This is a genomic window from Hamadaea sp., assembly GCF_013362815.1.
GTDB lineage: Bacteria > Actinomycetota > Actinomycetes > Mycobacteriales > Micromonosporaceae > Hamadaea.
Genome location: NZ_JABFVK010000038.1, coordinates 56,102 through 79,431, shown reverse-complemented (window position 1 = coordinate 79,431; position 23,330 = coordinate 56,102). Strand labels below are relative to the sequence as shown.

Sequence of the window (23,330 nt, the reverse complement as noted above, 5' to 3'; positions counted from 1 at the left end):
CGAGAATGGGTTGCCAGAGCCACCATTTCTCGCCTAGATCATGAAGAACCACCCGGCCAAGGTCACGAAGGACCGGACTCACGCCAAGGGGTAGCGAGTTCGGCGTACCACTTCTTGAGAGACCGCTCATCCTCGGCCTGACGCGCGCCCGGCCCGAGCACGGAACCGGGGCCGATCACGCCGGGCCCACCGCGCGCGACTTGCCAGGTAGGCGTGCCCACCGGTTGCGCCGTGGGTTTCGGCAGGCCGGCCGCCCAGTCGGCGAGCTGGCCGCCGCGAGTGCCATCGATGACGGTGCCGGTCTGCGGGGCGGGGGTGGCGCTCCAGCTCATCGTGGCCTTGCGCAGTACGCCGCCGCCGCCGACGCCCGGACCGGGCAGGACGAGCGCCCCACCGCCCGGCGCCATCCCGCTGTTCATGCCGAGCGGCATCATCGAGACCGGCGCGCCCGGGGTCATCGGGGTCATCGGCGGCCCGCCACCACCGGTCAGCGTCGGGCCGGGTCCGTCGTAGCCACCGCTCGAGGAGTCGTCAGCGGACGCGTAGGCGTGATCGTAGACGTGCGCGCTGGCCCGTTCGTTCAGCACCTCCGCGGCGGACCGATTCCCGCCCGAGCTGGCCGCCGACGGCGAGTAGGCGGAGGAGGAGACGGTAGTGGAAACGCCGGGCAGTCCGGGCGTGGGCGCCCAGCCGACGGCCGGGGCGAGGACGGCACCGGCCGCAACGATGACGGCGCGCGGTAGCGGAACGTGACGCGAACCCTCGGGATCGGTACGCGGTTCGCGCCGCGGCCGATCGTCCTTGCGGCCGTGGTCGGACTCCACCGAAACCGGGAGGATCTTCGGGCTGTACGCGGTCGGCCGGTTGACCTGCATCTGCGAGACGGCCTTGTCCATCCGGCCCATCGCGCCGCGGGCGCGGCGGTTGAGTTCCTGCGCAGCGGTGGTCAGCGAGGTCGTCGTCGCCGTGGCCGACTGACCGAGCAGGAGCCAGTCCTGCAGCACGGGTTCGACGTCCCGGCGCGCCAGGTCGATCTGGTCGACGACTCGGCCGACGTCCGCCGCGAGCTGGTGATACGTCTCGGAGTCGCCCTTCAGCGAGGCGGCCAGTGCGCGGGCTATCGCGTACGTCTCGGCTGCCGCGTCGGACTTGTCCGACCAGGACTTCTCGAGTTTCCCGACCGCGCGCAGCAGCAGATCGGCCGCATGCGCGAGCAGATCGCCGACCGCGGTCGCGGCTGGGATGATGTCCCGCTCGTGCGGGTCGGGCTGCACCGCCTCGGCGATCCGGGGCACGTCGTACGCCTGCCAGTTGACCTGCCAGGGAGCCGCCATCAGCCCTCCACCACCTTCACCGGCTCCATGCTGTCGTTGTCCAGCGGCACCGACTCCGGCACGGACACCGGCTCCGGCTCCACCACGGGATCTTGCGTCACGACGGGATCAGCCGGCGGGTCGCCGGCCGATGGAGTCGGTGGATCACCCGCGGCCGGCGGCGTGACGTCTGCGGGCGGTGGCGGGCTGTCGGCCGACGGCGCGGGCCCGGTCGACGCCGCGGCGGGCGTGTTGATGCCCGGCACGACCCCCGCCGTACGCTGCAAGACCGTCTGCAGAGCGCCTTCGGACAGGGCGTCCGCCGATTGGTAACCGTCGGCGATCTTGCCGACCGCCTCGATCAGAAACTGAAAGGACGCGATCTGCTTCGACAGGTTCTCGTGCCCCGCGAGGATCGCATCGGACGTCTCCGTCCGGCGTTGGAACAGTTCGCCGCTCGGATTGTGCTCACCGAACGTCACCGGGTCGGTGAACAGGTATTTCTGCCGTTCCAGACCCGGTTGCAGAACATCGTTCAAGATCGACGTGAGGTCCTTCGTGAAATCCCGCAACGCCGCGGGATCGACCCGGATCTCTCGGTCCATACGCCGCCTCCCCAGAGCGTGACCGGCCGGCTACAAACTAACACCACGACCGTCCACAAAGACATCCATCACAAGTCCCATCTGATACGCACAACGGGGCGGTCTTCGTCCGGCACTATCAGGCAGGCAGTCGCCTCAGCAGAGTGATCACGGCCGTGAGCAGGGCGACCACCGCCACGATGAGGAAGGCTGTCGCGACGGTCGGACTGGCGAGCAGCCACCACATCGCCCCGGCGGCGAGGATCACGGCGATCCATGGTTGCCACCGATGGATGAATCGGCGTACGCCGGGCTGCGGGCCGATCGCGCGGCCGACCGGATCGATCGCGGTGTTGACGCCCCGGCGGAACAGCCGGGCGCCCCGGCCCGGTCCGGCCAGATACACCCAGATCGCGGCCAGCGCCGCCGCGACCGTCGTCGTCGCCAGCGCGATGACGAAGTACCGCAGGAGCTGATCCCAGACCGTGAGCGCCACGTCGGCGTTGAAGCCCTTGGCGGTCAGCTTGTCCGCATAGCGGTTCCGGAAGATCGCGTACGCCGCCAGCGTGATCAGCAGCAGGACGGCGCTGATGACGAGCCCGACGAGCAGCGCCCGCCGATGGTTCGGCGCACACCACACGCCCAGTCCGAGCAGGACCAGCGCCAGGATCGGCAGCCAGGTCCCCGCCTTGTCCAGCAGCTTCACGTACCGCTGGATCTGCGGAAGATCGTCGATGGTGGCGACGGTGTAGGGGATCGAGACGTCGGGGACCTTGCTGAGAAAGCCCCAGCCCCGGGCGACGAGGTTGTCCCGGGCGGCTGCCACGACCGGACCGAGATTGATCACGATGTCGGTGTCCTGTGTGGAGACGACGGTGCCGTCCTCACCGGTCAGCAACTTGTCGATCTGCGTATGCGCGGAGCGGTTCACCTCGGTCCACAGAGTGGCGAACTGGGGTGACGAGACGAGGTCGCCGACGATCCGCTTGACCTGGCCCTGGATCCAGTTGGTGATGGCCGGGGCGGCCAGCGTGGCGGCCTGCGGCGCGGCCTTGATCCCCGTCGCCTCGGCGAGTTGCTGGATCAGGGCGGGCAGATCGGCCGAGGCCATCACCGCGTCGGTCACGCGCGTGGTGATCGCCTGCTGCACGCCGGGATCGCTCGCCAACGGCGCGACGGTCTCGACGTATCGGTCGGTGTTCAGCAGTTCGGAGCGGGCGAACCGGGCCGTCACCGAGGCGACCACCAGCAGACTGGAGATCACCAGGAGGACGACGGCTCCGGTCCACCGTAGAGTCCGCATCCGGCGCTCACTCGGCGTGCTGCAGCTTGCGTACGCGGAACGCCATGATGATGTCGGTGATGCCCCGGGCCAGGCAGATCGCCGCCACCAGCACGATGAGCGTGTAGAGCGAGCGGGTGAACCGGCCGGCCGCCCAGAAGCCGAGCAGCACCTCGACGATGCCGACGATCAAGCCGAGCCACCACGCGTCGTTCTCGGCCTTGGTGAGGAAGGCCAGGATGATGTCGGCGATCCCCTTGAAGAGCAGGTACCAGCCGACGAACGCGGCGAGCCAGAACACCGTCTTGCCGGGGTTGGTCCAGCACAGGATGCCCGTGACCAGGAACAGCGCCGCCAGTACGCCGTGCAGCCATTTCCAGCCGGGCGCGGTGAACATCTGGAACAACTCGGCGGCCGCGGCCACGAGGACGACGGCTCCGGCGAGGGCCGCGATCGAGGCGACGCTCCGGCTGTCGAAGCCGAGGACGAACCAGCTGATGATGATCCACGCCGTGCCGGTGATGAGGAACAGCCACCAGGGCATTCCACCGGCTGTCTTGGACATCCCAGCGGATCGGGGCATCTTGGGCATGCTTGCTGTCGTCATGGCTCTAATATGAGGCTAATTCGCCTGAAATGTGGCTGAATCGAGGAGACGGGGGCGGGCATGGCGGAACCACCCACCGGGCGCGCGTACCTGCGGCTCATCCTGCTCGGCGCGGCGATCGGCATACCCGCCGCCCTGGTGGCCGCCCTGTTCCTCGCCGCCGTGCACTGGCTGGAGCACTGGCTCTGGGGCGAAGGCGAGCCACCGTGGTACGCCGTCGTCTCGCTGCCCGTCCTGGGTGCGGTCATCGTGGTGCTCGCCCGCCGATTCCTGCCCGGGGACGGCGGCCATTCCCCGCTGGAAGGCTTGAGCACTTCGCCGACGCCGGTCGCGTACGCCCCCGGCGTGATCCTCGCCGCGCTCGGCTCCCTGTCGTACGGGGCGGTCCTCGGCCCGGAGGCTCCGGTCATCGCGCTCGGCTCGGTCGTCGGCATGACGGTGACCCACTTCGTCAAGCTCGACAAACAAGGCACCGCGGTGCTGTCCAACGCCGGCGAGTTCTCCGCCATCTCCGCCCTGTTCGGTGGGCCGCTGGTGGCGGGGATGCTGCTCGTCGAAGGCGGCATCGGGCTGGGCGCCCGGCTGCTTCCGGTGCTGCTGCCCGGACTGGTGGCGGCCGCCATCGGCTACCTGATCTTCATCGGCTTCGGCTCCTGGGGCGGGCTGAACGCACCTGGGTTGGTCGTGCCCGACCTGCCCGCGTACACCGGAGTGCACGTGGGCGAGCTCTTGATCGTGATCGTCGCCGGCGTACTCTCCGCGTTCGTCGTCGCCTGGGTCCGGCAGCTCGGCCTGCGGGTGTCGACGGTGAAGCTGCCGATGCCGGCTCTTCTGCCGGCCGGTGGCCTCGCCGTCGGACTGCTCGCGTTGCTGGCTCGCGCGCTCGGCGCGAACTCGCAGGACGTGCTCTTCTCCGGGCAGGCCTCGGTCGGTGTCGTCGCGACGGCGGACTCGACGAAGATCGTGCTGATCCTGTTGGCCACCAAATTCCTCGCGTACGCCGTCTGCCTCGGTTGCGGGTTCCGAGGCGGCCCGATCTTCCCGGCGGTGTTCCTCGGGGTCGCCATCGCCTCGCTGGGCGTCGTGTGGTTCGACGCCTCCCCGACGCTGGCCCTGGCCGCTGGGGCGGGCGCGGGCATGGCCGCCCAGACGCGGCTGATCTTCTCGCCGCTGCTGTTCGCGGGCCTCCTCGTCGGCGCGTCCAGCCTCGACGCCATCCCACCCGCGGTACTCGCCGTCGCCGCAGCCTGGCTGACGACGAAGTTCCTGGACCGTCGGGCCCAGCCGACCGTCGAAACCGTCGCCCCCGCCGACTGACCCCACCCGCCCCGGACCGTCCCGTCCTTCCCGCCCGCCTTTTCCGCGCGCCCTTTTCCGCCCGCCCTTTCCGCGCGCCCTTTCCGCCCGCCTTTTCCGCGCGATCATGAACTTTCGGGCATGATCGCCCGGCGTGTCGCGTCCACGGCCCCCTGATCGATTCCGCAGCACAATGATCGAGTAGGCGGTCCAGCGAGCGCCGGCGTCAGATGCGGACGACCATCTTGCCCGTGTTCTCGCCCCGCAGCAGGCCGAGGAACGCGTCGGGAGCGTTGTCCAGCCCGTCGACGACGGTCTCCTGGAAGGACAGCTTGCCATCGCGCAGCCAGCCGCTGATCTCGGCGACCATCTCGGGCATCCGCGCCGAGTGGTCGTTGACGATGAAACCGCGCAAGGTCAGGCGCTTGCCGATCGCGAGCGCCAGGTTCCGGGGCGCGGCAGGTGGCGCCGTGTCGTTGTACGCCGCGATCGCCCCGCACAAGGCGACCCGCCCGTGCTGGTTGAGTGAGCTGATCGCCGCTTCGAGGTGGTCCCCGCCGACGTTGTCGAAGTACACGTCGATACCGTCCGGTGCGGCCTGCTTAAGCTGCTGGGCGACTGATTGCACTCCCTGTGGCTCGCGCGAGCGCTCCCCGGCGGCGTCCTTGTAGTTGAAGGCCGCGTCGAACCCGAGATCGAGCAGGTGCGCGACCTTCTCGGCCGAACCCGCGCTGCCGATCACCCGGGACGCGCCCTTGAGCTTGGCGATCTGCCCGGCGATGCTCCCGACCGCTCCGGCGGCCCCGGAGACGAAGACCGCGTCGCCCGGCTTGAACTCGGCGACGTCCAGCAGTCCGGCGTACGCCGTCAAGGAGGTCATCCCCAGCACACCCAGGTACGCCGAAGGTGACAACCCGTCCAGTGGAGCCACCTTGCGTACGTGGCGGGCGTCGAGGACGGCCACATCGCGCCAGCCCAGCCCATGCAGAACGAGGTCGCCGGGGCCGAATCCGTCGGCGCGCGACTCGACGACCTCGCCGACGGCACCTCCGTCGAGCGGCTGCCCGAGCTGGAACGGCGGCACGTACGACTTCACGTCGTTCATCCGCCCCCGCATGTACGGGTCCACCGACATGAACAGGTTGCGTACCACCAGCTGTCCCTCGGCGGGCGCGGGCGTATCCACCTCGACCAGCGCGAAGTTGTCCGCGGTCGGCCACCCGACCGGGCGGGACGCGAGGGTGATCTGGCGAGCCATCCTTGACCTCCATAGATAGTTGAGCTACCTCAACTATACTGGCGGACATGACGGTTACGCGAGAAGTGGTGCAGCTCATGGCCGAGATCGCGGCCCGGTTCAACGCGGGCTACGAGGACGCGGCCGGGGCGCACCAGCTCACGGCGATGCAGGCCAAGCTGCTGATGCTCGTGGCGGCCGAACCTCAGCCGATGCGACGGCTCGCCGACGAGTTCCACTGCGACCCGTCGAACGTGACCGGCATCGCCGATCGGCTGGAGCGCCGGGGACTGGTCGTACGCGAGCCCGCCCCCGGCGACCGGCGGGTGAAGAACGTCGCCCTCACGCCGGCCGGCCGCCGGGTCGTCGACGACCTCCGGGGCTCGCTCGGATTCGCTGCCGAACCGCTGGGATCGCTGACCGAACCCGAGCGCGTGCAGCTGCGCGATCTGCTCCGCAAGATGCTCGAGCCCCGTTGATCACCCGCTCACGGAGTCGATCACCTGGAAACCAGAACGGCGACCTGGGAAAACGCCGTCGATCACCCCGGTTAGTTCATGATCAACGGGAAAGGTCCGCGGGAGCAGCGGTAGCGGCGGGGGGCGCGGGAGCGGTAGCGCCGGGAGCCGCGGGGTCGGCGGCGGGAGCGGGAGCGGGCCGAAGGAACAAGGCCAGCACAACCGCCCCGAGCAGGGCGAACCCCATCGTCCACAGTGTCGCGACGTGCAACGAGTGGACGAAGGCGTCGTCGGCGGCCGCAGTGACGGCGGGATCGCCGAGGGCCCGGGCGTACTCGGCCGAGACGAGCGCCTGCGAGCGAAGCGAGGCGGGTAACCCGTCAAGCGACGGCGAAACGGCCGAGCGGTACACAATGGACATGATGGTGCCGCCGAGCGCGATCCCAAGCACTGCACCGGTTTGGCGTACGGTGTTGCTCACCGCCGAACCGGCGCCGGCCCGTTCCAGCGGCAGCGTACCCATGACCGCGTTGGTCACCGGCGCGATGACCATGCCGATCGCGGATCCCTGGATCAGCATCAGCACTTCGAGAACGATGATCGGGGTGCTCAGCCCGACCAGGCTCCAGGCGCCCATGGCCAGCCCGGCGACCGTCAGAGCGGTGGCCGTCACCGTTCGCACCGACGTTCGGCGTACCAGTTGATTGGCGAGAGGCGCCGCGATCATGACGCCGATCGCGGCCGGAAGGGCCAGCAGACCTGCTTGTAGCGCGCTGTAGCCGCGCGCGCCTTGCAGGTAGAACGCGGAGTAGAAGGTGTTCGCGGTCATCGCGAGGAAGAGCAGGCCGAGGCCCGCGGTGCCGCCGCCGAAGATCCGCCGCGCGAGCAGCCGCGGGTCGAAACTCGGCTGCCGCGCCTTGAGCTCCACGGCCACGAAACCGGTCAGCAGGGCCAGCCCGGCCACGACGGTGCCCCAGACCTCGGGCCGATCCCAGGCCGCGACTTGTCCCGCTCTGATCAGGCCATACGCCAAGAGACCCAGACCGCTCACGGAAAGCGCCAGGCCCGGCAGGTCCAGCGCCCGGGCCGCCGGCGGTTTGAACTCCGGGAGCAGGGTCGCGATGCCGAGCAGCGACAAGGCGACGATGGGCAGATTGATCAGGAAGACCGAGCCCCACCAGAAGCTGCTGAGCAGCGCCCCGGACAGCACCGGGCCGATGGCGATCCCGACCCCGGCGGCCGAGGAGAGCAGCGCGAACGCTTGAGCGCGCGCCGCGCCTTGGAAGGTCCAGGTGAGGACGGCCATGGTGGCGGGCATGACGAGTGCGCTGCCCGCGCCCATGACCGCCCGAGCGGCGATGAGCTCGCCCGGACTGGTCGCGTACGCGGCCCAGAGCGAGGAGGCGCCGAAGACGGCCATGCCGACGCCCAGTACGAGCCGGTGCCCGTAGCGGTCGCCGAGCGCTCCGGCGGTGAACATGAGCGTGGCGAAGACGAGCGTGTAGGAGCCGACCGCCCATTGCAGCTGGCCGGGCGAGGCGGCGAGCCCGCGCGCCGGGTCGGCCAGCGTTTCGAGGGCGTTGCCGAGGATCGCGTTGTCGATCCAGACGAGCAGTTGGGAGCCGACGAGGACGAGGAGGATCAGTCTGCGCTTCGTGGCTGACGGTTCGCTGGTGGTCATGGCACACCCCTGGGTACATTCGACAGGTACCTGACGATGGTGAGCCTGGCAGATTGTCAGGTCCCTGTCAATTGGCGAGCGGGCAGGATGTAGCGCATGGGAACGTTCCTCTCGGAACCGGGATCGCTGGCGTTCCAGGTCCGCACCGCTTGGCTCGGCCTGCGGGGCGCGCTGAACGCCGAGCTCAAGGCATACGGGCTCTCGACTCCGCAGTACGCCACACTGATGATTCTCGAAGCCCACCCGGGATCGTCCAACTCCGATGTTGCGCGGGCTTGCGCAGCAACCCGGCAAGCCGCCAACGAGATGCTCGCCGCGTTCGAGCGCGACGGGCTGATCGAACGACGGCCGCACCCCGGCGATCGGCGTACGCACCAGCTGTTCCTGACCGACGCGGGCCGGCGGCGGCTGACCGAGGCCAGGGTCGCCGCCGCCCGGTGGGAAGAGCGGATCGAAGCGGGGTTCTCCGCCGAGGAGCGGGCCACCGTCCGCAAGTGGCTCGAAGGCGTCTACGGCGCGTGCGCCCTCTCCGCCGACGACGACCTTTCTGCGCGATCATGAACTATCGGGCATGATCACCCGGCGTGTCGCGTCCGCAGCTCCCTGATCAATCCCAGGACGGCCTGATCACCAAAGGCCTCAGCGGGGGAGGCGGGCGGTTCGTAGGGCGGGCAGCGCCACACAGCCCACTGCGGCGACGAGTTCGAGGGCACCGCTCGCCGCCATGGCGGGCACGAGACCGAACAGGCCGGTAGCCCACCCGGCGGCGGCCATGACCAACGGCGTCAGGCCGAGGTTCGCCAACGCGTTGACGCTGGACACCCGGCCCCGGTACGCGTCGGAAGTGGCGGACTGCGTCAGTGACCCGAGCAGGATGCCGGCCGGTCCGCTGGTGAGCCCGGCGATGGCGGTCGCCACCACGGCGAGCGGGAGGCTGTGCGTCACGGCGGGGACGACGACGGCGACTCCCTGGAGGGCGAAGCAGACGGCGGCGATCGGTCCGATGCCGGTGTGCGGGCGGAAGCGCATCATGGCGAGACCGGCCACGATCGCGCCGATGCCGAAGCCCGAGAGCAGCAGGCCGATCCCGGTCGCGCCCCATCCGGCCGACTGCGACGCCAACGCCAGGCCGACGTTCATCGGGCCGACGAAGCCGAGGTTGCCGAGCAGCCCGACGAGGATGGTCGCCCGCAGTACGCGATGTCCGGCGATGTACCGCAACCCGTCCCGAAGACCGCTTTTCGACGCGTCCGATGTAGACGCCGAAACCGGCGCAGGCTTGAGTGAGCGGAGGGCGAGTACGGAGACTGCGAAGGTGGCCGCGTTGACCACCAACGCCGTCGGTAGTCCACCGGTCGCCACGAGTACGCCGCCCAGCGGTGCACCCAAGGTCAGGGCGAGGCGGTTGACCGTCGAGATGAGAGCGTTGCCTCCGGCGTACTGGGCCGGGGTGAGCAGCCGCGGTTGCAGAGCGCCTGCGGCGGGCAGGAAGACCGCGTCGGCCGCCCCGAACGCGAGGGCCACCACGATCAGCAGCAGTACGCTCGGCTGCCAGACCGCCACGGCGGCGGCTGCGACGCAGATCAGTCCGCGTACGAGGTCGCTGTGGACCATGAGCCGACGAGGTTCCCGCCGGTCCACGAGGACGCCGCCGAAGAGCATGAGCGCCAGCCGGGGCAGCGCGCTGATCGACAGCAGCACGCCGGCGACTCCGGGCGAGGCGATCTGCACCGCCGCCCAGGAGAGCGCCACGTACCAGACCTGGTCGCCGAGGACGGAGACGGCTTGGCCGGTGGCGTACCGCCGGAACTGTGGGACGCGATGGGCCGGAACGACCGGCGCTTCGACGGTCTCGGGCGGAGCCAGGGTGGTCACGGGGTCACGGCCTTTCGGGGAAGGAGTGCAGGAAGAGGAAGACGTTCTGACGCTCGCCGCCGACGGGGAGGTGACGCGTCCGCGCGGCCCAGTCCTGGACGACCGTCATCAGCTCGCGATTGAGCTCGGCGAGCTCCGCGGAGGTCAGCCGGAGGAAGGAATCGCTGCTCAAGGCCGCCTGCTGCCATTCGGACGACCATTCGGTACGCGTCTGCTCGTAGCGGACTACGCGGTCGAACTCGTCGATCACCATCTGGGCCTTGGCCGCCGACGCCACCGCCGCGCCTTCGGGGCCGGCGAGACCGAGATTGGACCAGGAGATCGCGCCCGGCACGAGCCGCCACCATCGTTCGCGACGGTCCCGGGCCAACTCCGGGACGTCCTCGACGAACCCGCGCTTGGCGAGTTCCCGCAGGTGGTAGCTGGTCTGCCCGGGGTCGGTGCCGAGCCGCTTGGACAGCTCGCCGCCGGTCGCCGGGCCGATCTGCGCCAGGAGCCGGTAGATCTTCTGCCGGATCGGCTGGGCCAGCCCCTTGAGGATCTCCGGATCGGTGATGTCGCGCGTCATGGGAAGACCTTACGAAGATCCACCAGGATCCACAAGATTCCTACTGGATCTTATTTACGTCAATATGAGAGGCTGGCGGCGTGGGAGACCGCACGGTGCCGGTCGAGCTGCTCGCGCATCTGCGGCGAGCGCGCGACCACATCGACCGCAACTACCGGGAGCCGCTCGATCTCGAGCAGATCGCGGCGGTGGCCGGGGTGTCCAAGTTCCATTTCGCCCGCTGCTTCGAGGCGACCTACGGCGAGACCCCGATCCGCTATCTGACTCGGCGGCGCATCGAACGCGCGCAGGATCTGCTGAGGGTGGCCAACCTGACCGTCACGGAGATCTGCATGATCGTCGGGTTCAGCAGCCTCGGCTCGTTCAGCACCCGGTTCACTTCGCTCGTGGGGGAGACGCCGACGGCGTACCGGAACCGGTGGGCCGAGCGCGGCGGGCCGCACATGCCGGGCTGCTACCTGTTCATGCGTGGGGTCTTCGATCACACCAAGACGGCTGGACCCGACCGGGCGAGTTAAGCCGGGCGAGCAATCTGAAAGAAGCAGCGACACCGGGGGTCGGGCTTACGGTGAGCCCATGATTACCAACATTTCGCTGGTCACGGTGTATTGCCTCGACCAGGACAAGGCCCGTGACTTCTACGTGGACGTGCTGGGTTTCGAGGTACGCGTCGACGCCACCATGGCCGGGTTCCGCTGGGTGACGCTCGGCCACCCGAGCCAGCCCGAGCTGGAGGTCACCCTGATGGTCCCCGGCCCGCCGATGAACGACGAGGCGGCCGCCTTCTACCGCCGGCAGCTGGAGAAGGGCGAGATGGGCGGGCTGGGCCTGCGCGTCGACGACTGCCGCAAGACCTATGAGGAACTCGTCGACAAGGGCGTGACGTTCCTGCAGGAGCCCGCCGACCGGCCGTACGGCGTCGAAGCGGTTATGCGTGATAATTCGGGCAACTGGCTGGTCCTCGTGCAGCCCAAGCGGTTCGACCCGGCCGACCTGAGCTGAGACCCGGCGGATTTGAGCTGGCTGTAGTGGCCTAGGTCACACGATGACCGGTCGAAGGAACAGAACGGGACCGGGAGGAATTGAGCCTGTCACGCTCAACTAACGTGATGGCAGGTGTTCACATGACGGACTACCAGGTCCTCCCGGTCCTTCCCTTGAACGACGCCGTGCTCCTGCCCGGCATGGTCATCAGCGTGACCCTGGACTCCGGTACGCAGGCCGCCGTGGACGCGGCGCGCGCAGCCGGCGACAAGACCCTCCTCGTGGTGCCGCGCATCGACGGCGACTACGCGACGCACGGCGTCACCGCGATCCTCGAGAAGTCCGGCCGCCTGGCCGGCAGTGGCGAACCCGCCGCCGTCCTCCGGGGTGTCTCCCGTGCCCGGATCGGCTCCGGCGTACCGGGCCCCGGGGCGGCCCTCTGGGTCGAGGCCGAGATCCTCGCCGACGCCCCGGTCAACGGCAAGACCCGGGAGCTCGCCCGCGAATACAAGGCGCTGCTGACGTCCCTGCTCCAGCAGCGGGGCGCGTGGCAGGTCATCGACGCGGTCGACCGCATCACCGACCTCGCCGAGCTGGCCGACACCGCCGGGTACGCACCCTGGCTGACCCTCCCGCAGAAGATGGAGCTGCTGGAGTCGGCCGACGTGACCCATCGGCTGGAGCTGCTCATCGGGTGGGCGCGCGAGCACCTCGCCGAGCAGGAGATCGCCGAGCAGATCGGCAACGACGTCCGCGAGGGCATCGAGAAGTCGCAGCGGGAGTTCCTCCTGCGGCAGCAGCTCGCCGCGATCCGCAAGGAATTGGGCGAGGACGAGCCCGAGGGCTCGGCGGACTACCGCTCCCGGGTCGAGGCGGCCGACCTGCCCGAGAAGGTACGCGAGGCGGCCCTCCGCGAGGTGGACAAGCTCGAACGAGCCTCCGACGCCACTCCCGAGGCAGGCTGGATCCGGACTTGGCTCGACACTGTCCTCGACCTGCCGTGGAACACGCGTACCGAGGACAACACGGATCTGGCCGCGGCCCGGGCGGTGCTCGACGCCGACCACGCGGGGCTGTCCGACGTCAAGGACCGCATCATCGAACACCTCGCCGTACGCAATCGCCGTGCCGCCAAGGGTTTGCAGACCGTCGGCGGCCGTGGTTCCGGCGCGGTTCTCGCCTTGGCCGGACCGCCCGGGGTCGGCAAGACCAGCCTCGGCGAATCCGTCGCGCGTGCGCTCGGCCGGAACTTCGTCCGGGTTTCACTTGGCGGCGTACGCGACGAGGCGGAGATCCGGGGCCACCGGCGTACGTATGTCGGCGCGCTGCCGGGCCGCCTGGTCCGGGCGCTGCGCGAGGCCGGTTCGATGAACCCGGTGATCCTGCTGGACGAGGTGGACAAGGTGTCGGCGGGGTACGCCGGCGACCCGGCCGCAGCCCTGCTGGAAGTCCTCGACCCGGCGCAGAACCACACGTTCCGCGACCACTACCTGGAAGTCGACCTCGACCTGTCGGACGTGCTGTTCCTGGCGACCGCCAACGTCGTCGACAGCATCCCGGGCCCGCTGCTGGACCGGATGGAGCTCGTCACCCTGGACGGCTACACCGAGCAGGAGAAGGTCGCGATCGCCCGCGAGCACCTGCTGCCGCGGCAACTGGACCGGGCCGGGCTGACGGCCGAGGAAGTCACCGTCACAGACGGCGCGCTGGGCAAGGTCGCCGCCGAGTACACCCGTGAGGCAGGCGTACGCCAGCTTGAGCGGGCCCTGGCGAAGATCCTGCGCAAGGCGGCCGTGCAGCTCGCGGGCGACACAGGTTCGATCAGCGTGGACACCGACGAGCTGACGGCGTACCTGGGGCGTCCGAGATTCACCCCGGAGTCGGCCGAGCGGACCGCGACCCCGGGTGTGGCCACCGGCCTGGCGGTGACCGGCGCGGGCGGTGACGTGCTGTTCATCGAGGCGACCGCGATGGACGGCGAGCCGGGGCTGACCCTGACCGGTCAGCTCGGCGACGTCATGAAGGAGTCGGCGCACATCGCGCTGTCCTACCTGCGCTCGCACGGGCGCGAGCTGGGGCTGGACCCGAACGTGCTGGCGGGCAAGCGAATCCACCTGCACGTTCCGGCGGGCGCGGTGCCCAAGGACGGCCCGAGCGCGGGCATCACCATGGTGACCGCGTTGGCCTCGCTGGCCTCCGGCCGCCCGGTACGCCCCGAGTTCGGGATGACCGGCGAGGTCACCCTGGCCGGCCGGGTGCTGCCGATCGGCGGGGTGAAGCAGAAGCTGCTCGCCGCGCACCGGGCCGGGCTCACCGAGGTGATCGTCCCGGCGCGCAACGAGCCGGACCTGGACGACCTCCCGACCGAGGTGCGCGACGTGCTCAAGGTGCACCCGCTCGCCGACGTCGCGGACGTGCTGACGCTGGCGCTCGCCCCGGCGCCCAGTCTCGCCGCGGAAGGCGACGGCGAGCGCGACCTCGTCACCGTCTGACCCTCGGCGCTCGCGCCTTCGGGCGCTGTCACCTTGGGCGCTGGATCAGGGTTCTCGGTCGAATCATGACCCAAGATTCGGCCCGGAACCCTGATCCAGCGAGATCGCGTCCGGCGCAGACAGCCGAGCGGCCCTCCCCGACACGTCGTATGGTGTCTCCACCACGACCCTGGGGAGGGCCGCTTCATGCGCCGAATCGCGTATCTCGCCGTCGCTGTGCTGCTGCTCGGCCTGGGGGCCTGCACGTCGGAGGACAAGAAGCCGGAGGCCGCGCCGTCAGCGTCGGTGTCCCCCTCGCCGTCGGTTCAGGTCAGCCCGACTCCGCCCGCCGGGGCCGACATCAAGGGGCCGCTCGACATCCTCATCGCGGGCATCGACAACCGGGAGAGCCAGCCGAACTGGATCCCCCGGTCGGACGCGCTGATGATCCTGCACGTCAACGCCGACTTGACGAAGGCGTACCTGACGTCGTTGCCGCGTGACCTCGTGGTGAACATCCCCGCGTTCCCGCCCGCGAAGTTCGGCGGTGAGCGTACGAAGATCACTCACGCCATGATGTACGGCTCTCGGGTTCCGGGCGTCAAGAAGCCCAGCGTCCAGCAGGGCTATCAGCTCATGGCCAAGACCGTCAGCGCGTACACGGGCATTCCGAAGTTCGACGGCGGCGCGGTGCTCACCTTCCGCGGCCTGACCAAGCTGATCGACGCGCTCGGCGGCATCGACATCTACGTCGACCAGAAGGTCGTCTCGATTCACCGGGCGCCCGACGGCAAGCCCCGGCCCAGCTGCCCGCGCTGCGAGCACGGCTACTCCGGGCCGCGCATGACCTACAACGTCGGGAACATGCACATGGTCGGCTGGCAGGCCCTCGACTACGCCCGCCAGCGTTACACGAACGGCGGCGACTACACGCGCCAGCGGCACCAGCGCCAGATCATCGAGGCCGCCGTCGGCAAGATCCTGCAGGGCGACTTCCTCAGCAACCCGGCCTCCATCGACAACGTCGTGGGCGCGCTCGGCGAGATGCTCACGGTCGTCGGGATCAAGCCCGTTGCTTTGGCGTACGCGTTGCGCAACTTGACTCCGCAGTCGATCACGCAGGTCGGGTTGCCCGGCTCCGGGGCGTACAGCGGCAGCCGCTATCTCGGCGAGAACCTGGCCAGCGGACCGGCGAAGAGTTACTTCCTGGCGCTGCGGCAGGACAAGCTCGACGCTTGGGCGGCGGCTAACAAGAAGTATGTGAACGTGGGCTCTCCGCAGGCGTAACCGAGTTGCATCCGACCGGACGGACGTGATGTCGTTCGGCCCGTGAGTGATCTGTCCGCGGCCAACGCCGCTGCTCTGGCCCATGTGACGCGGGTGGCCTCGGCCGCCGGGGCGAGCCTGCCGGCGGTGCCGGACGCGACCGAGCTCATCGGCCTCGTCCGCGAGCACGGCCGGATCACGCTGAACTTCCACCCGGATCGGATCGCCACCAGCGGTCTCACCGCCGGTCTCACCGTCGCCGAGGCGCTCGCGGCCGACGGCCGCTACCGGAGCCAGTACGAGACCGGGATCAGCAACGGCAGCCGGACGGCTTTCCTCGGCGGCGACCGCGATGGGTGGGAGCTGTCGCTGTTCGGGGCGGCGTACCACGCAGACGGGGCGCTCTCGGCCGACCGGCCCAAGTACGGCGCGCTCAACCTCGCCGGGTATGCCGACGGCGCAGCGCCCCGGTTCGGCTCCTGCCACCTGCGGTTGCGCCCGGCCGCCAACGACCGGAGCACGTTCACCTTCCACGACAGCCACCTCGGCCCGGAGCACATCGGGACGATGGCCGCGTTCGAGCCGGTGCTGGCGGCGTACCTCGCCGAGGGTGGCTCGACCGCAGCGATCCGGGCTCTGCCGGCGGCCCGATTCGATCCGGCGGCGCTCGGGCGGATGCTTGACGACTACATCGAAGCCCAGGTGCACGGCGTGATCGAGCTCGGCCGCGACGCGGAGGCGATCGTCGCCGACCCGTCGTTCCGGGGTACGCCGACCGGCGACGCGTTGGCGAAGGCGGCCAGCGATGCGGGTGTTGAACTGCTGTGGCACACCGGTTTCACGTTGTCTCCGTCGGATGTGGACGATGAGTTCCGCGGGCCGGAGACGCCGAAGTTCGCCGAGTACGTCTGCGCGCTCTACGGAGTGGATTACTTCGATGCGGAGATCGTCGGCCGGGCCGCGCAGTCGGTCGTGCGTACGCCCTCCAGCTGGGCAGACTTCGGCCCCGAGCTCGAGGTGCTCCAGTTGATCAAGTATCTTTGGCACACCCTGGTCGCATTCGGGCGACCGTTCGAAAGGAATCTATGACTCTCTCGTACGACGTCATCGGTGACGGCCCCGCCGTCGTCCTGCTCCACGCCGGGGTCTGCGACCGGCGGATGTGGGCGTCCTTCGACGCCCCTGGGTTCACCCAGATCCGGCCCGACCTCCGCGGATTCGGCGAGACGCCGATGCCGACCGCCGAGTGGAACAACGCCGAAGATGTGATCGCCGTGGTGGACTCCCTCGGCATCGATCAGTTCTCGCTGGTCGGCTCCTCGATGGGCGGCCGCGTCGCGCTCGAGATCGCGGCCCGCTGGCCCGACCGCGTCACGTCGCTCGCGCTGCTGTGCGCGGGACTGCGCGGGTTCCCGTCGACCCCGGACGCCGACGAGTTCGACGAGCAGGAAGAAGCCCTGCTGGAGGCCCGGGACATCGACGGCGCTGTCGAACTCAATGTGCGTACCTGGTTGGGGCCGCTGGCCACCGACGAGACCCGCGACCTGGTCGCGACGATGCAGCGGCACGCCCTCGAGGTTCAGATCGACGCCGACGAGGTCGCCCCGCGACACGAGGCCTTCGAGATCAGTGCGATCAGCGCGCGTACGCTCGCCGTCTCCGGCGACCACGATTTCGAGGTGTTCTCGAACATCGCCGATCACGTCGCCGAGCAGGTCCCGGGTACGCACCGGGTGCAGCTCGACTGGGCCGGGCACCTGCCTAGCCTGGAGAGCCCCGAGCGGCTCAACCCGCTCGTGGTGGACTTCCTCCGCGGCTGACCGCCAGCTGGTGATCACCCGCTCGCGGAGTTGATCAGGGTGTTGAGGGCGCGACGCGCCGGACATCCGGGACCCTAGGTTCATGATCAACGCGCAAGGGGCGGTCAGGCCTGGAGGACTGCAAGGGGCGGTCAGGCCTGGAGGACTACGGCTAGGCCTTGGCCGACGCCGATGCAGATGGCGGCCAGGCCGTAGCCGCCGCCCTGCCGCTTCAGTTCGTAGGCCAGCTGCCCCAGGATGCGTCCGCCGGACGCGCCCAGGGGATGGCCGATGGCGATCGCGCCGCCGTTGACGTTGACGATCGCCGGGTCGAGCTCCCGCCAGCTGGCCAGGCAGGCCAGCGACTGAGCGGCGAACGCCTCGTTCAGCTCGACCGCCTTGACGTCGGACCAGCCGATGCCGGCCCGGCGCAAGGCGGTCTCGGCCGCCTCGACCGGCCCGATGCCGAACACGTCGGGGTCGACGGCGGCCGCTCCGCGCCCGGCGATCCGGGCGAGGGGAGTGACCCCGAGCCGGTCGGCCGCCACTTGCGTGCCTAAGAGGACGGCGGATGCGCCGTCGTTGAGCGGAGACGCGTTGCCGGCCGTCACCGTTCCGTCCGCGCGGAACACCGGCTTGAGCTTGGCCAGCGCCTCCGGCGTCGTGTCGGGGCGGATGCCTTCGTCGCGTTCCAGGGCGACGCCGGGAACCGGCACGACGTGGTCGGCGTAGAACCCTGCGTTCCAAGCGCGGTCGGCCGCCCGGTGGCTCCGGAGCGCGAAGGCGTCCTGCTCGGCCCGGCCGATCTGGAACTTCTCCCCGAGCAGCTCGGTGCTCTCGCCCAGCGACACCGTCCACTGTGGTGGCATCGCCGGATTCACCATCCGCCAGCCCAGCGTCGTCGAGTGCAACGTCTCGTGTCCCTGCGGGAAACCCTTGCCCGGCTTGAGCATCACCCACGGTGCCCGGCTCATCGCCTCGACGCCACCGGCCACGATCAGCTCGGCGTCGCCGACCGCGATCGTGCGCGACGCCTGCATCGCCGCGTCGAGGCCGGAACCGCACAGCCGGTTCACCGTCGTCCCCGGTACGCTCGTCGGCCAGCCCGCCAGCAGGGCGGCCATCCGGGCGACGTTGCGATTGTCCTCGCCGGCCTGGTTGGCGTCGCCGAGGTAGACCTCGTCCACCGTCGCCGGGTCGAGTCCGGTGCGGTCGGCGACCGCCCGCAGGACGTGCGCCGCCAGGTCGTCGGGGCGTACGCCGGACAGCGCGCCGCCGTAGCGGCCGAACGGAGTGCGTACGGCGTCGAGCAGGAAGACCTCGGTCACGCCGCTCAGCGTACGGACGGTGGCGTGGTCCAGAAAGATGGATCATTGGGGTAAAGCACAGATTCCTGGCAGAATGGGCCGGGCATGCGAGACCGGGTTCTGCCGGCGTACGCCGTCGGCATGTTCGTGCTAGGTGGGGCGTTTTACGCCCTGCCGTCCGCGCATGTCGTGATCTGGTCGCTGATCGGCTACGGTTCGGCGGCCGCCATCGGCTACGGCGTGTGGCGCAACCGGCCCCGGCGGCGCGCTCCCTGGATCTGGCTCGCCCTCGCGGTGACCACGTTCTGTTCCGGCGACATCGCGTATGAGCTGCTTGTCCGGTATGGCGGGCAGGAGAACCCGTTCCCGTCGATCTCCGACTTCTTCTACCTCATCACCTTCGTCTTCCTGGCGATCGGCGTACTGGGGTTGACCCGGAGCGGCTCGGGCGGGCAGAACCGCAGCACCGCCCTCGACGCGCTGATCGTGACCGTCGCGCTCGGCCTGCTCGCCTGGCTCTATCTCATCGGACCACGCCTCACCGATCCGGACCTCACCACGCTTCAGCGGTTCATCTCCATCGGCTATCCGCTCGGCGATCTGGTCCTGCTGCTCGTCGGCGTACGCCTGCTCACGACGATCCGGCCGAATCCGAGCGTGCTGCTCCTGCTCATCGGCATGGGCGGCACCCTCGTCGCCGACGTGCTCTACGGACTGGCCCAGATCCGGGGCGAGTGGTCCACCGGCGGGCCCACCGACGTCGGCTGGATCGTGTTCTACGGGTGCTGGGGTGCGGCGGCGCTCCACCCGTCGATGGCCGAGCTGACCGAACCGCGCGCGGTGCGACCCCGGCAGCTGGGCGTACGCCATCAAATCTGGCTGTCGGTGATGGTGCTCATCCCGCTGCTCCTCCTACTGGCGGAGACGCTCGGCGGCCAGAGCTCGGAGTACGACGTCGTCATCGTGGTGTTCCTCGGAGCCACCTTCGTCCTCGCCCTGGTACGCCTCTTCGGCGTGATCAACACGTATCGCCGCAACACCGAACGGGGCCGGGGGATCCGGGAGGCGAACGGGGCACTGCTGACGGCGACCTCCACCGCCGAGGTCGAATCCGCGCTCCGGCTCGCTGCCGAGCAGTTACTGGCCAAGGGCACTCCGCACCGCGTACACGTGGTGATGAATGACGGTCGTGCCCCCGATCTCTTCGCGCGCCAGCCCACGGACGGCGCCCGGCTGGCCTATACGCGGACCCTGCCGCCCGAGGTGGCCGGGCGGCTCGGCGGGTTCGAGATCACGCTGATCTGCCCGATGGCCCTGCCCGAGCGGTTCTCCGGCGACCCGACCATCGGCGTGCTGCTGGTGGCCGCGGACGAGACCGCCCTCGGGCAGATCCAGATCCCGCTGGAGCTGGTCGCCGCGCAGGCCGCGCTCGCGATGGAGCGGATCATGCTCGGAGCCGAGGTGGCCCGTCGCGCGAGCGAGGAGTATTTCCGCACGCTCGTGCAGAACACGACCGACGTCATCCTGATTCTGGAGCCGGACGGCGATCGAGTCCGGTACGCGAGCCCGTCCGCGCAGAGCACGTTCGGCACCGAGATGACCGGCGTGAGTTTGAGCGAGCGCCTTGCGGCGAGCCCGGCGGAACTGACCGCGAAGCTCGCCGAATGCGACGGCGACGTCCCCGCGGACTGGACCGTACGCCGCCCGGACGGCAGCGCGGTGCAGGTCGAGGTGGCCTGCCGCGACCTGCGGGCGGACCCGACCGTCGGCGGTCTGGTGCTGACCATGCGCGACGTGACCGACCAGCGGCGGTTGCAGGCCGAGCTGACTTTCCTGGCCTTCCACGATCCGCTGACCGGTTTGGCCAACCGCGTGCTCCTCAACGACCGCATCCGGGCGGCCGTCGATGCCGTTCGCGAGGGCGAGACGGTCGGCGTGCTGTTCCTCGATCTCGACGACTTCAAGGTCGTCAACGACACCTTCGGTCACGAGTACGGCGACCGGCTGCTGCTGGAGGTTAGCCGGCGGCTCACCGCAGTACTGCGGCCCCAGGACACCGCAGCGCGGATCGGCGGAGACGAGTTCGCGGCGCTGATCGGGGACGCCCCGAACGCCGAGACCATCGACCGGGTGGCGCAGCGGCTCATCGACGTGCTCGCCGAACCCATCACCATCGGCGAGCGCGTCGTGTCCGGGCGGGCCAGCATCGGCGTCGCGACCAGCACCGGCGACCCAGCCGAGCAAGACTTGCTGCGGCAGGCCGACCTGGCGCTCTACGTCGCCAAGAACGCGGGCAAGGGGCAATGGCGGCGGTACGACCCGTCGCTGCACACGGCGATGGTGCGGCGGCTGGAACTGCGAGCCGCGTTGGACGAAGCCGTCGCGGCGGGTGCGCTGACCCTGGAGTTCCAGCCGATCGTCGGGCTGCGCACCGGGCAGACCGCCGGCTTCGAAGCACTCGTACGCTGGGAGCACCCCGAACGTGGCCGGCTTCTGCCGGACCACTTCATCGACGTCGCCGAGGAGAGCGGGCTCATCGTGCCGATGGGCACCTGGGTACTGCGTCAGGCGTTGGCAGCCGCCGCGAATTGGCCGGGCACCCCGTACGTCAGCATCAACGTGTCGGCGCACCAATTCCGGGCCCCCGCCTTCGTCGACGGCGTACGCCGAGCGCTCGCCGACGCCGGCGTACCCGCCGACCGGCTGATGCTGGAGATCACCGAGAGCCTGCTGCTCCGCGACGACGACCAGATCTGGGACGATCTCGTCGAACTTCGGCGGGCCGGCGTACGGGTCGCGATCGACGACTTCGGCACCGGCTACTCGTCGCTGAGCTACCTGCGGCACGTCCCGCTCGACGCGCTCAAGATCGATCGGCTGTTCACCAGCACGATCGCCTCCTCCGGGCAGCAGGCGTCGCTGGTCGACGGCATCGTCCGGCTCGCGCAGACCCTCGGGCTCGAGGTCATCGCCGAAGGCATCGAGAAGCCGGCCGAACGTGACCTGCTCGCCCGGTTCGGGTGCCGGTACGGGCAGGGGTATCTTTTCGCTCCTCCGCTTTCCGCTGACGCTGCTTTGGAGTGGCTCACGCCCGTCTCGCCCGTGGACTCTCTTGCGCGATATCCGGGATAACGTCCCCTCGAACGGTGTGCGAGGCCGCGTTATCCCGGATCCTGCGAAAAACTCACGCCAGCAGGTCGAGGACCAAGGCGGCAGTCCAGCTGAACTCCGGCGTACCGATGCCTTCGCCGGTGATCGGGTGGAAGTACTCGAAGCACCCCGAACGATCCACGACCGACAGCATCGCCTGCCGGAGGGCTTCGGCCTGGAGGGCGTACCCGTGCTCGGCGAACCCACGGCGGAGCAGCCAGTTCACGTTGATCCAGACCGGTCCGCGCCAGTAGCGCAGCGGGTCGAAGTCCGGCGCCGTGCGGTCATAGCTCGGGACCGGCAGCGGGCTCAGCCCGAAGCGCCCGGAGGCGGCCTCCGCGGCCAGCGAAGCCGCGACCTCCTGGGGCAGCTCCGGCAGGATCAGCGGCATCAGGCCGTTGACACAGCGGGCTTCAGATCGCTTGCCGGTACGCACATCGAACACGTGGAACAGGCCGGTACCGGGATCGAACAGGCGCTCGACCATGGTCTGGGTGATCTCGGCCGCCCGTTCCCGGTGCGGACCCGGATCGGCCCCGACGACCTGGGCGATCTCGGCCAGGGCCAGTTCGGCGTCGGCGGTCAGCGCGTTGAAGGCCGGGCACTCGACCACGAAACCGTGCCGTTCGAGCAGGTCGAAGTCCTGGTAGCCGTTGTCCCGATAGGACGTCGCCAGCGCGATGTACCGGGCGTAGTCGTCGTTCGTCGGGCGATGGGTCGCCACCGCGACCTGCACGTCCCGGCGCTGATACCGGTCGAGCACCCGGACGTCGGCCGGCAGCCTGGCCAGGGCTTCGTCCCAGGAGGGGCTGTTGTCCAGTCCGGACTCCCACGGGTGCACGATGCTGACCAGGCCGGCTCCGCCCGCGTCGCGCTGCTTGAGCAGGTACTCCTGCTGGGCCACCAGCCGTGGGTAGAGCCACCGGAGTTCCTCCACGTCCGGGGCGACCCGGTGGATCATGCGCGCGGCCAGCGCATGTACGGGCGGCTGCACGATTCCGGTGGTCCGGATGTGGCTCGGCCCGCCCGGCAGCGGCGGCACGTCCCAGAAGGCGGGGCCGGGAAAGTAGTCCTTCTCGCTCACGCCCGGGTCGAAGACGATGTGCGGCACGCGACCGTCGGGCCACTGGGCGGTGAAGAGACTGCGCAGGTCGCGCCAGGCACGGTCGGGGGCGACGTGGGCTAGTCCGATGCTGATGAAGGCGGCGTCCCAGCTCCATTGGTGGGGATAGAGGGTCCGGGAGGGGACCATGTGGTCGCCGGACCAGTTGCCGCGCAGAACCGATTCAGCAGTACGCCGAAGCCGGTCGAGGTCGATGGGTTGATGATCGTGATCTTCTGTGCTGGCTTGCTCCACCCCTCTCATCGTTGTGCAGCTCAGAGGGGTCCGCCAGTGGACTCGCCGTCGATCACGCTGCCGATGCGTACCCTTTTGTCCGCCGAACCGGTGAA

Annotated in this window: 20 protein-coding genes; 10 read left to right on the top strand and 10 right to left on the bottom strand. The window is 69.6% G+C overall.

Going from position 1 to position 23,330, the window contains the following annotated elements:
* Positions 1-62: 62 nt before the first annotated feature.
* From HOV77_RS19350 to HOV77_RS19335, 4 genes are all read right to left on the bottom strand, one after another.
* A complete protein-coding gene (locus HOV77_RS19350; protein WP_290863832.1) occupies positions 63-1,334 on the bottom strand; it encodes a hypothetical protein in 1,272 nt (423 codons plus the stop codon).
* Positions 1,334-1,918: a hypothetical protein gene (locus tag HOV77_RS19345; RefSeq protein WP_290863831.1), complete on the bottom strand. Its 585-nt coding sequence runs from the start codon at positions 1,916-1,918 to the stop codon at positions 1,334-1,336. Before HOV77_RS19345 ends, HOV77_RS19350 begins: the two co-directional genes overlap by 1 nt.
* A gap of 118 nt (positions 1,919-2,036) precedes the next feature.
* Positions 2,037-3,200: a hypothetical protein gene (locus HOV77_RS19340; RefSeq protein ID WP_290863830.1), complete on the bottom strand. Its 1,164-nt coding sequence runs from the start codon at positions 3,198-3,200 to the stop codon at positions 2,037-2,039.
* Between the two features lie 7 nt (positions 3,201-3,207).
* Entirely contained in the window at positions 3,208-3,786 is a 579-nt protein-coding gene (locus HOV77_RS19335) for a DUF308 domain-containing protein (protein ID WP_290863829.1), read from the bottom strand.
* A 60-nt stretch (positions 3,787-3,846) separates the two neighbouring features.
* Between HOV77_RS19335 and HOV77_RS19330 the strand changes: the two genes are divergently transcribed.
* On the top strand, positions 3,847-5,103 hold the full coding sequence (locus HOV77_RS19330) for a chloride channel protein (RefSeq protein WP_290863828.1): 1,257 nt from the start codon (positions 3,847-3,849) through the stop codon (positions 5,101-5,103).
* 205 nt (positions 5,104-5,308) lie between these two features.
* Here the strand turns inward: HOV77_RS19330 and HOV77_RS19325 are convergent, their stop codons facing one another.
* Positions 5,309-6,340: an NADP-dependent oxidoreductase gene (locus HOV77_RS19325; RefSeq protein WP_290863827.1), complete on the bottom strand. Its 1,032-nt coding sequence runs from the start codon at positions 6,338-6,340 to the stop codon at positions 5,309-5,311.
* 47 nt (positions 6,341-6,387) lie between these two features.
* On the opposite strand from HOV77_RS19325, the gene HOV77_RS19320 reads away from it, so the two are divergent.
* Entirely contained in the window at positions 6,388-6,798 is a 411-nt protein-coding gene (locus HOV77_RS19320; RefSeq protein WP_290863826.1) for a MarR family transcriptional regulator, read from the top strand.
* A gap of 82 nt (positions 6,799-6,880) precedes the next feature.
* Here HOV77_RS19320 and HOV77_RS19315 read toward each other — a convergent pair whose 3' ends face one another.
* Positions 6,881-8,458, bottom strand: coding sequence for an MFS transporter (locus HOV77_RS19315; RefSeq protein ID WP_290863825.1), 1,578 nt, complete (start codon positions 8,456-8,458; stop codon positions 6,881-6,883).
* 96 nt (positions 8,459-8,554) lie between these two features.
* On the opposite strand from HOV77_RS19315, the gene HOV77_RS19310 reads away from it, so the two are divergent.
* Positions 8,555-9,019, top strand: a complete 465-nt coding sequence (locus tag HOV77_RS19310) for a MarR family transcriptional regulator (protein ID WP_290863824.1) — start codon at positions 8,555-8,557, stop codon at positions 9,017-9,019.
* Positions 9,020-9,097: 78 nt separating this feature from the next.
* Here HOV77_RS19310 and HOV77_RS19305 read toward each other — a convergent pair whose 3' ends face one another.
* Positions 9,098-10,333, bottom strand: a complete 1,236-nt coding sequence (locus HOV77_RS19305) for an MFS transporter (RefSeq protein WP_290863823.1) — start codon at positions 10,331-10,333, stop codon at positions 9,098-9,100.
* Positions 10,334-10,337: 4 nt separating this feature from the next.
* Entirely contained in the window at positions 10,338-10,901 is a 564-nt protein-coding gene (locus HOV77_RS19300) for a helix-turn-helix domain-containing protein (protein WP_290863822.1), read from the bottom strand.
* Positions 10,902-10,981: 80 nt separating this feature from the next.
* Here HOV77_RS19300 and HOV77_RS19295 point away from each other — a divergent pair, with 80 nt between their 5' ends.
* The 6 genes from HOV77_RS19295 (at position 10,982) to HOV77_RS19270 (ending at position 17,442) form a co-directional block, all read left to right on the top strand.
* Positions 10,982-11,419: an AraC family transcriptional regulator gene (locus HOV77_RS19295; protein WP_290863821.1), complete on the top strand. Its 438-nt coding sequence runs from the start codon at positions 10,982-10,984 to the stop codon at positions 11,417-11,419.
* A gap of 58 nt (positions 11,420-11,477) precedes the next feature.
* The gene (locus HOV77_RS19290) at positions 11,478-11,903 is read left to right on the top strand and encodes a VOC family protein (RefSeq protein WP_290863820.1); all 426 of its coding nucleotides are present in this window, start codon (positions 11,478-11,480) and stop codon (positions 11,901-11,903) included.
* Positions 11,904-12,025: 122 nt separating this feature from the next.
* The gene (gene lon / locus HOV77_RS19285) at positions 12,026-14,377 is read left to right on the top strand and encodes an endopeptidase La (RefSeq protein WP_290863819.1); all 2,352 of its coding nucleotides are present in this window, start codon (positions 12,026-12,028) and stop codon (positions 14,375-14,377) included.
* A gap of 186 nt (positions 14,378-14,563) precedes the next feature.
* The gene (locus HOV77_RS19280) at positions 14,564-15,643 is read left to right on the top strand and encodes an LCP family protein (protein ID WP_290863818.1); all 1,080 of its coding nucleotides are present in this window, start codon (positions 14,564-14,566) and stop codon (positions 15,641-15,643) included.
* 42 nt (positions 15,644-15,685) lie between these two features.
* On the top strand, positions 15,686-16,711 hold the full coding sequence (locus HOV77_RS19275; protein ID WP_290863817.1) for a DUF3626 domain-containing protein: 1,026 nt from the start codon (positions 15,686-15,688) through the stop codon (positions 16,709-16,711).
* On the top strand, positions 16,708-17,442 hold the full coding sequence (locus tag HOV77_RS19270; protein ID WP_290863816.1) for an alpha/beta hydrolase: 735 nt from the start codon (positions 16,708-16,710) through the stop codon (positions 17,440-17,442). The genes HOV77_RS19275 and HOV77_RS19270 overlap by 4 nt, the downstream gene beginning before the upstream one ends.
* A gap of 131 nt (positions 17,443-17,573) precedes the next feature.
* Here the strand turns inward: HOV77_RS19270 and HOV77_RS19265 are convergent, their stop codons facing one another.
* Entirely contained in the window at positions 17,574-18,749 is a 1,176-nt protein-coding gene (locus tag HOV77_RS19265; RefSeq protein WP_290863815.1) for a thiolase family protein, read from the bottom strand.
* An 84-nt stretch (positions 18,750-18,833) separates the two neighbouring features.
* Between HOV77_RS19265 and HOV77_RS19260 the strand changes: the two genes are divergently transcribed.
* Positions 18,834-21,860, top strand: coding sequence for an EAL domain-containing protein (locus tag HOV77_RS19260; protein ID WP_290863814.1), 3,027 nt, complete (start codon positions 18,834-18,836; stop codon positions 21,858-21,860).
* 52 nt (positions 21,861-21,912) lie between these two features.
* Here HOV77_RS19260 and HOV77_RS19255 read toward each other — a convergent pair whose 3' ends face one another.
* Positions 21,913-23,235: a hypothetical protein gene (locus HOV77_RS19255; protein ID WP_290863813.1), complete on the bottom strand. Its 1,323-nt coding sequence runs from the start codon at positions 23,233-23,235 to the stop codon at positions 21,913-21,915.
* Positions 23,236-23,330: the final 95 nt, after the last annotated feature.

Bases quoted from the DNA above. Each gene is read 5' to 3' on its own strand.
- lon (WP_290863819.1), top strand. From the start codon at position 12,026: ATGACGGACTACCAGGTCCTCCCGGTCCTTCCCTTGAACGACGCCGTG.
- HOV77_RS19270 (WP_290863816.1), top strand. From the start codon at position 16,708: ATGACTCTCTCGTACGACGTCATCGGTGACGGCCCCGCCGTCGTCCTG.
- HOV77_RS19320 (WP_290863826.1), top strand. From the start codon at position 6,388: ATGACGGTTACGCGAGAAGTGGTGCAGCTCATGGCCGAGATCGCGGCC.
- HOV77_RS19350 (WP_290863832.1), bottom strand. From the start codon at position 1,334: ATGGCGGCTCCCTGGCAGGTCAACTGGCAGGCGTACGACGTGCCCCGG.
- HOV77_RS19280 (WP_290863818.1), top strand. From the start codon at position 14,564: ATGCGCCGAATCGCGTATCTCGCCGTCGCTGTGCTGCTGCTCGGCCTG.
- HOV77_RS19335 (WP_290863829.1), bottom strand. From the start codon at position 3,786: ATGACGACAGCAAGCATGCCCAAGATGCCCCGATCCGCTGGGATGTCC.
- HOV77_RS19315 (WP_290863825.1), bottom strand. From the start codon at position 8,458: ATGACCACCAGCGAACCGTCAGCCACGAAGCGCAGACTGATCCTCCTC.
- HOV77_RS19325 (WP_290863827.1), bottom strand. From the start codon at position 6,340: ATGGCTCGCCAGATCACCCTCGCGTCCCGCCCGGTCGGGTGGCCGACC.
- HOV77_RS19260 (WP_290863814.1), top strand. From the start codon at position 18,834: ATGCGAGACCGGGTTCTGCCGGCGTACGCCGTCGGCATGTTCGTGCTA.
- HOV77_RS19345 (WP_290863831.1), bottom strand. From the start codon at position 1,918: ATGGACCGAGAGATCCGGGTCGATCCCGCGGCGTTGCGGGATTTCACG.
- HOV77_RS19330 (WP_290863828.1), top strand. From the start codon at position 3,847: ATGGCGGAACCACCCACCGGGCGCGCGTACCTGCGGCTCATCCTGCTC.
- HOV77_RS19290 (WP_290863820.1), top strand. From the start codon at position 11,478: ATGATTACCAACATTTCGCTGGTCACGGTGTATTGCCTCGACCAGGAC.
- HOV77_RS19310 (WP_290863824.1), top strand. From the start codon at position 8,555: ATGGGAACGTTCCTCTCGGAACCGGGATCGCTGGCGTTCCAGGTCCGC.
- HOV77_RS19340 (WP_290863830.1), bottom strand. From the start codon at position 3,200: ATGCGGACTCTACGGTGGACCGGAGCCGTCGTCCTCCTGGTGATCTCC.
- HOV77_RS19300 (WP_290863822.1), bottom strand. From the start codon at position 10,901: ATGACGCGCGACATCACCGATCCGGAGATCCTCAAGGGGCTGGCCCAG.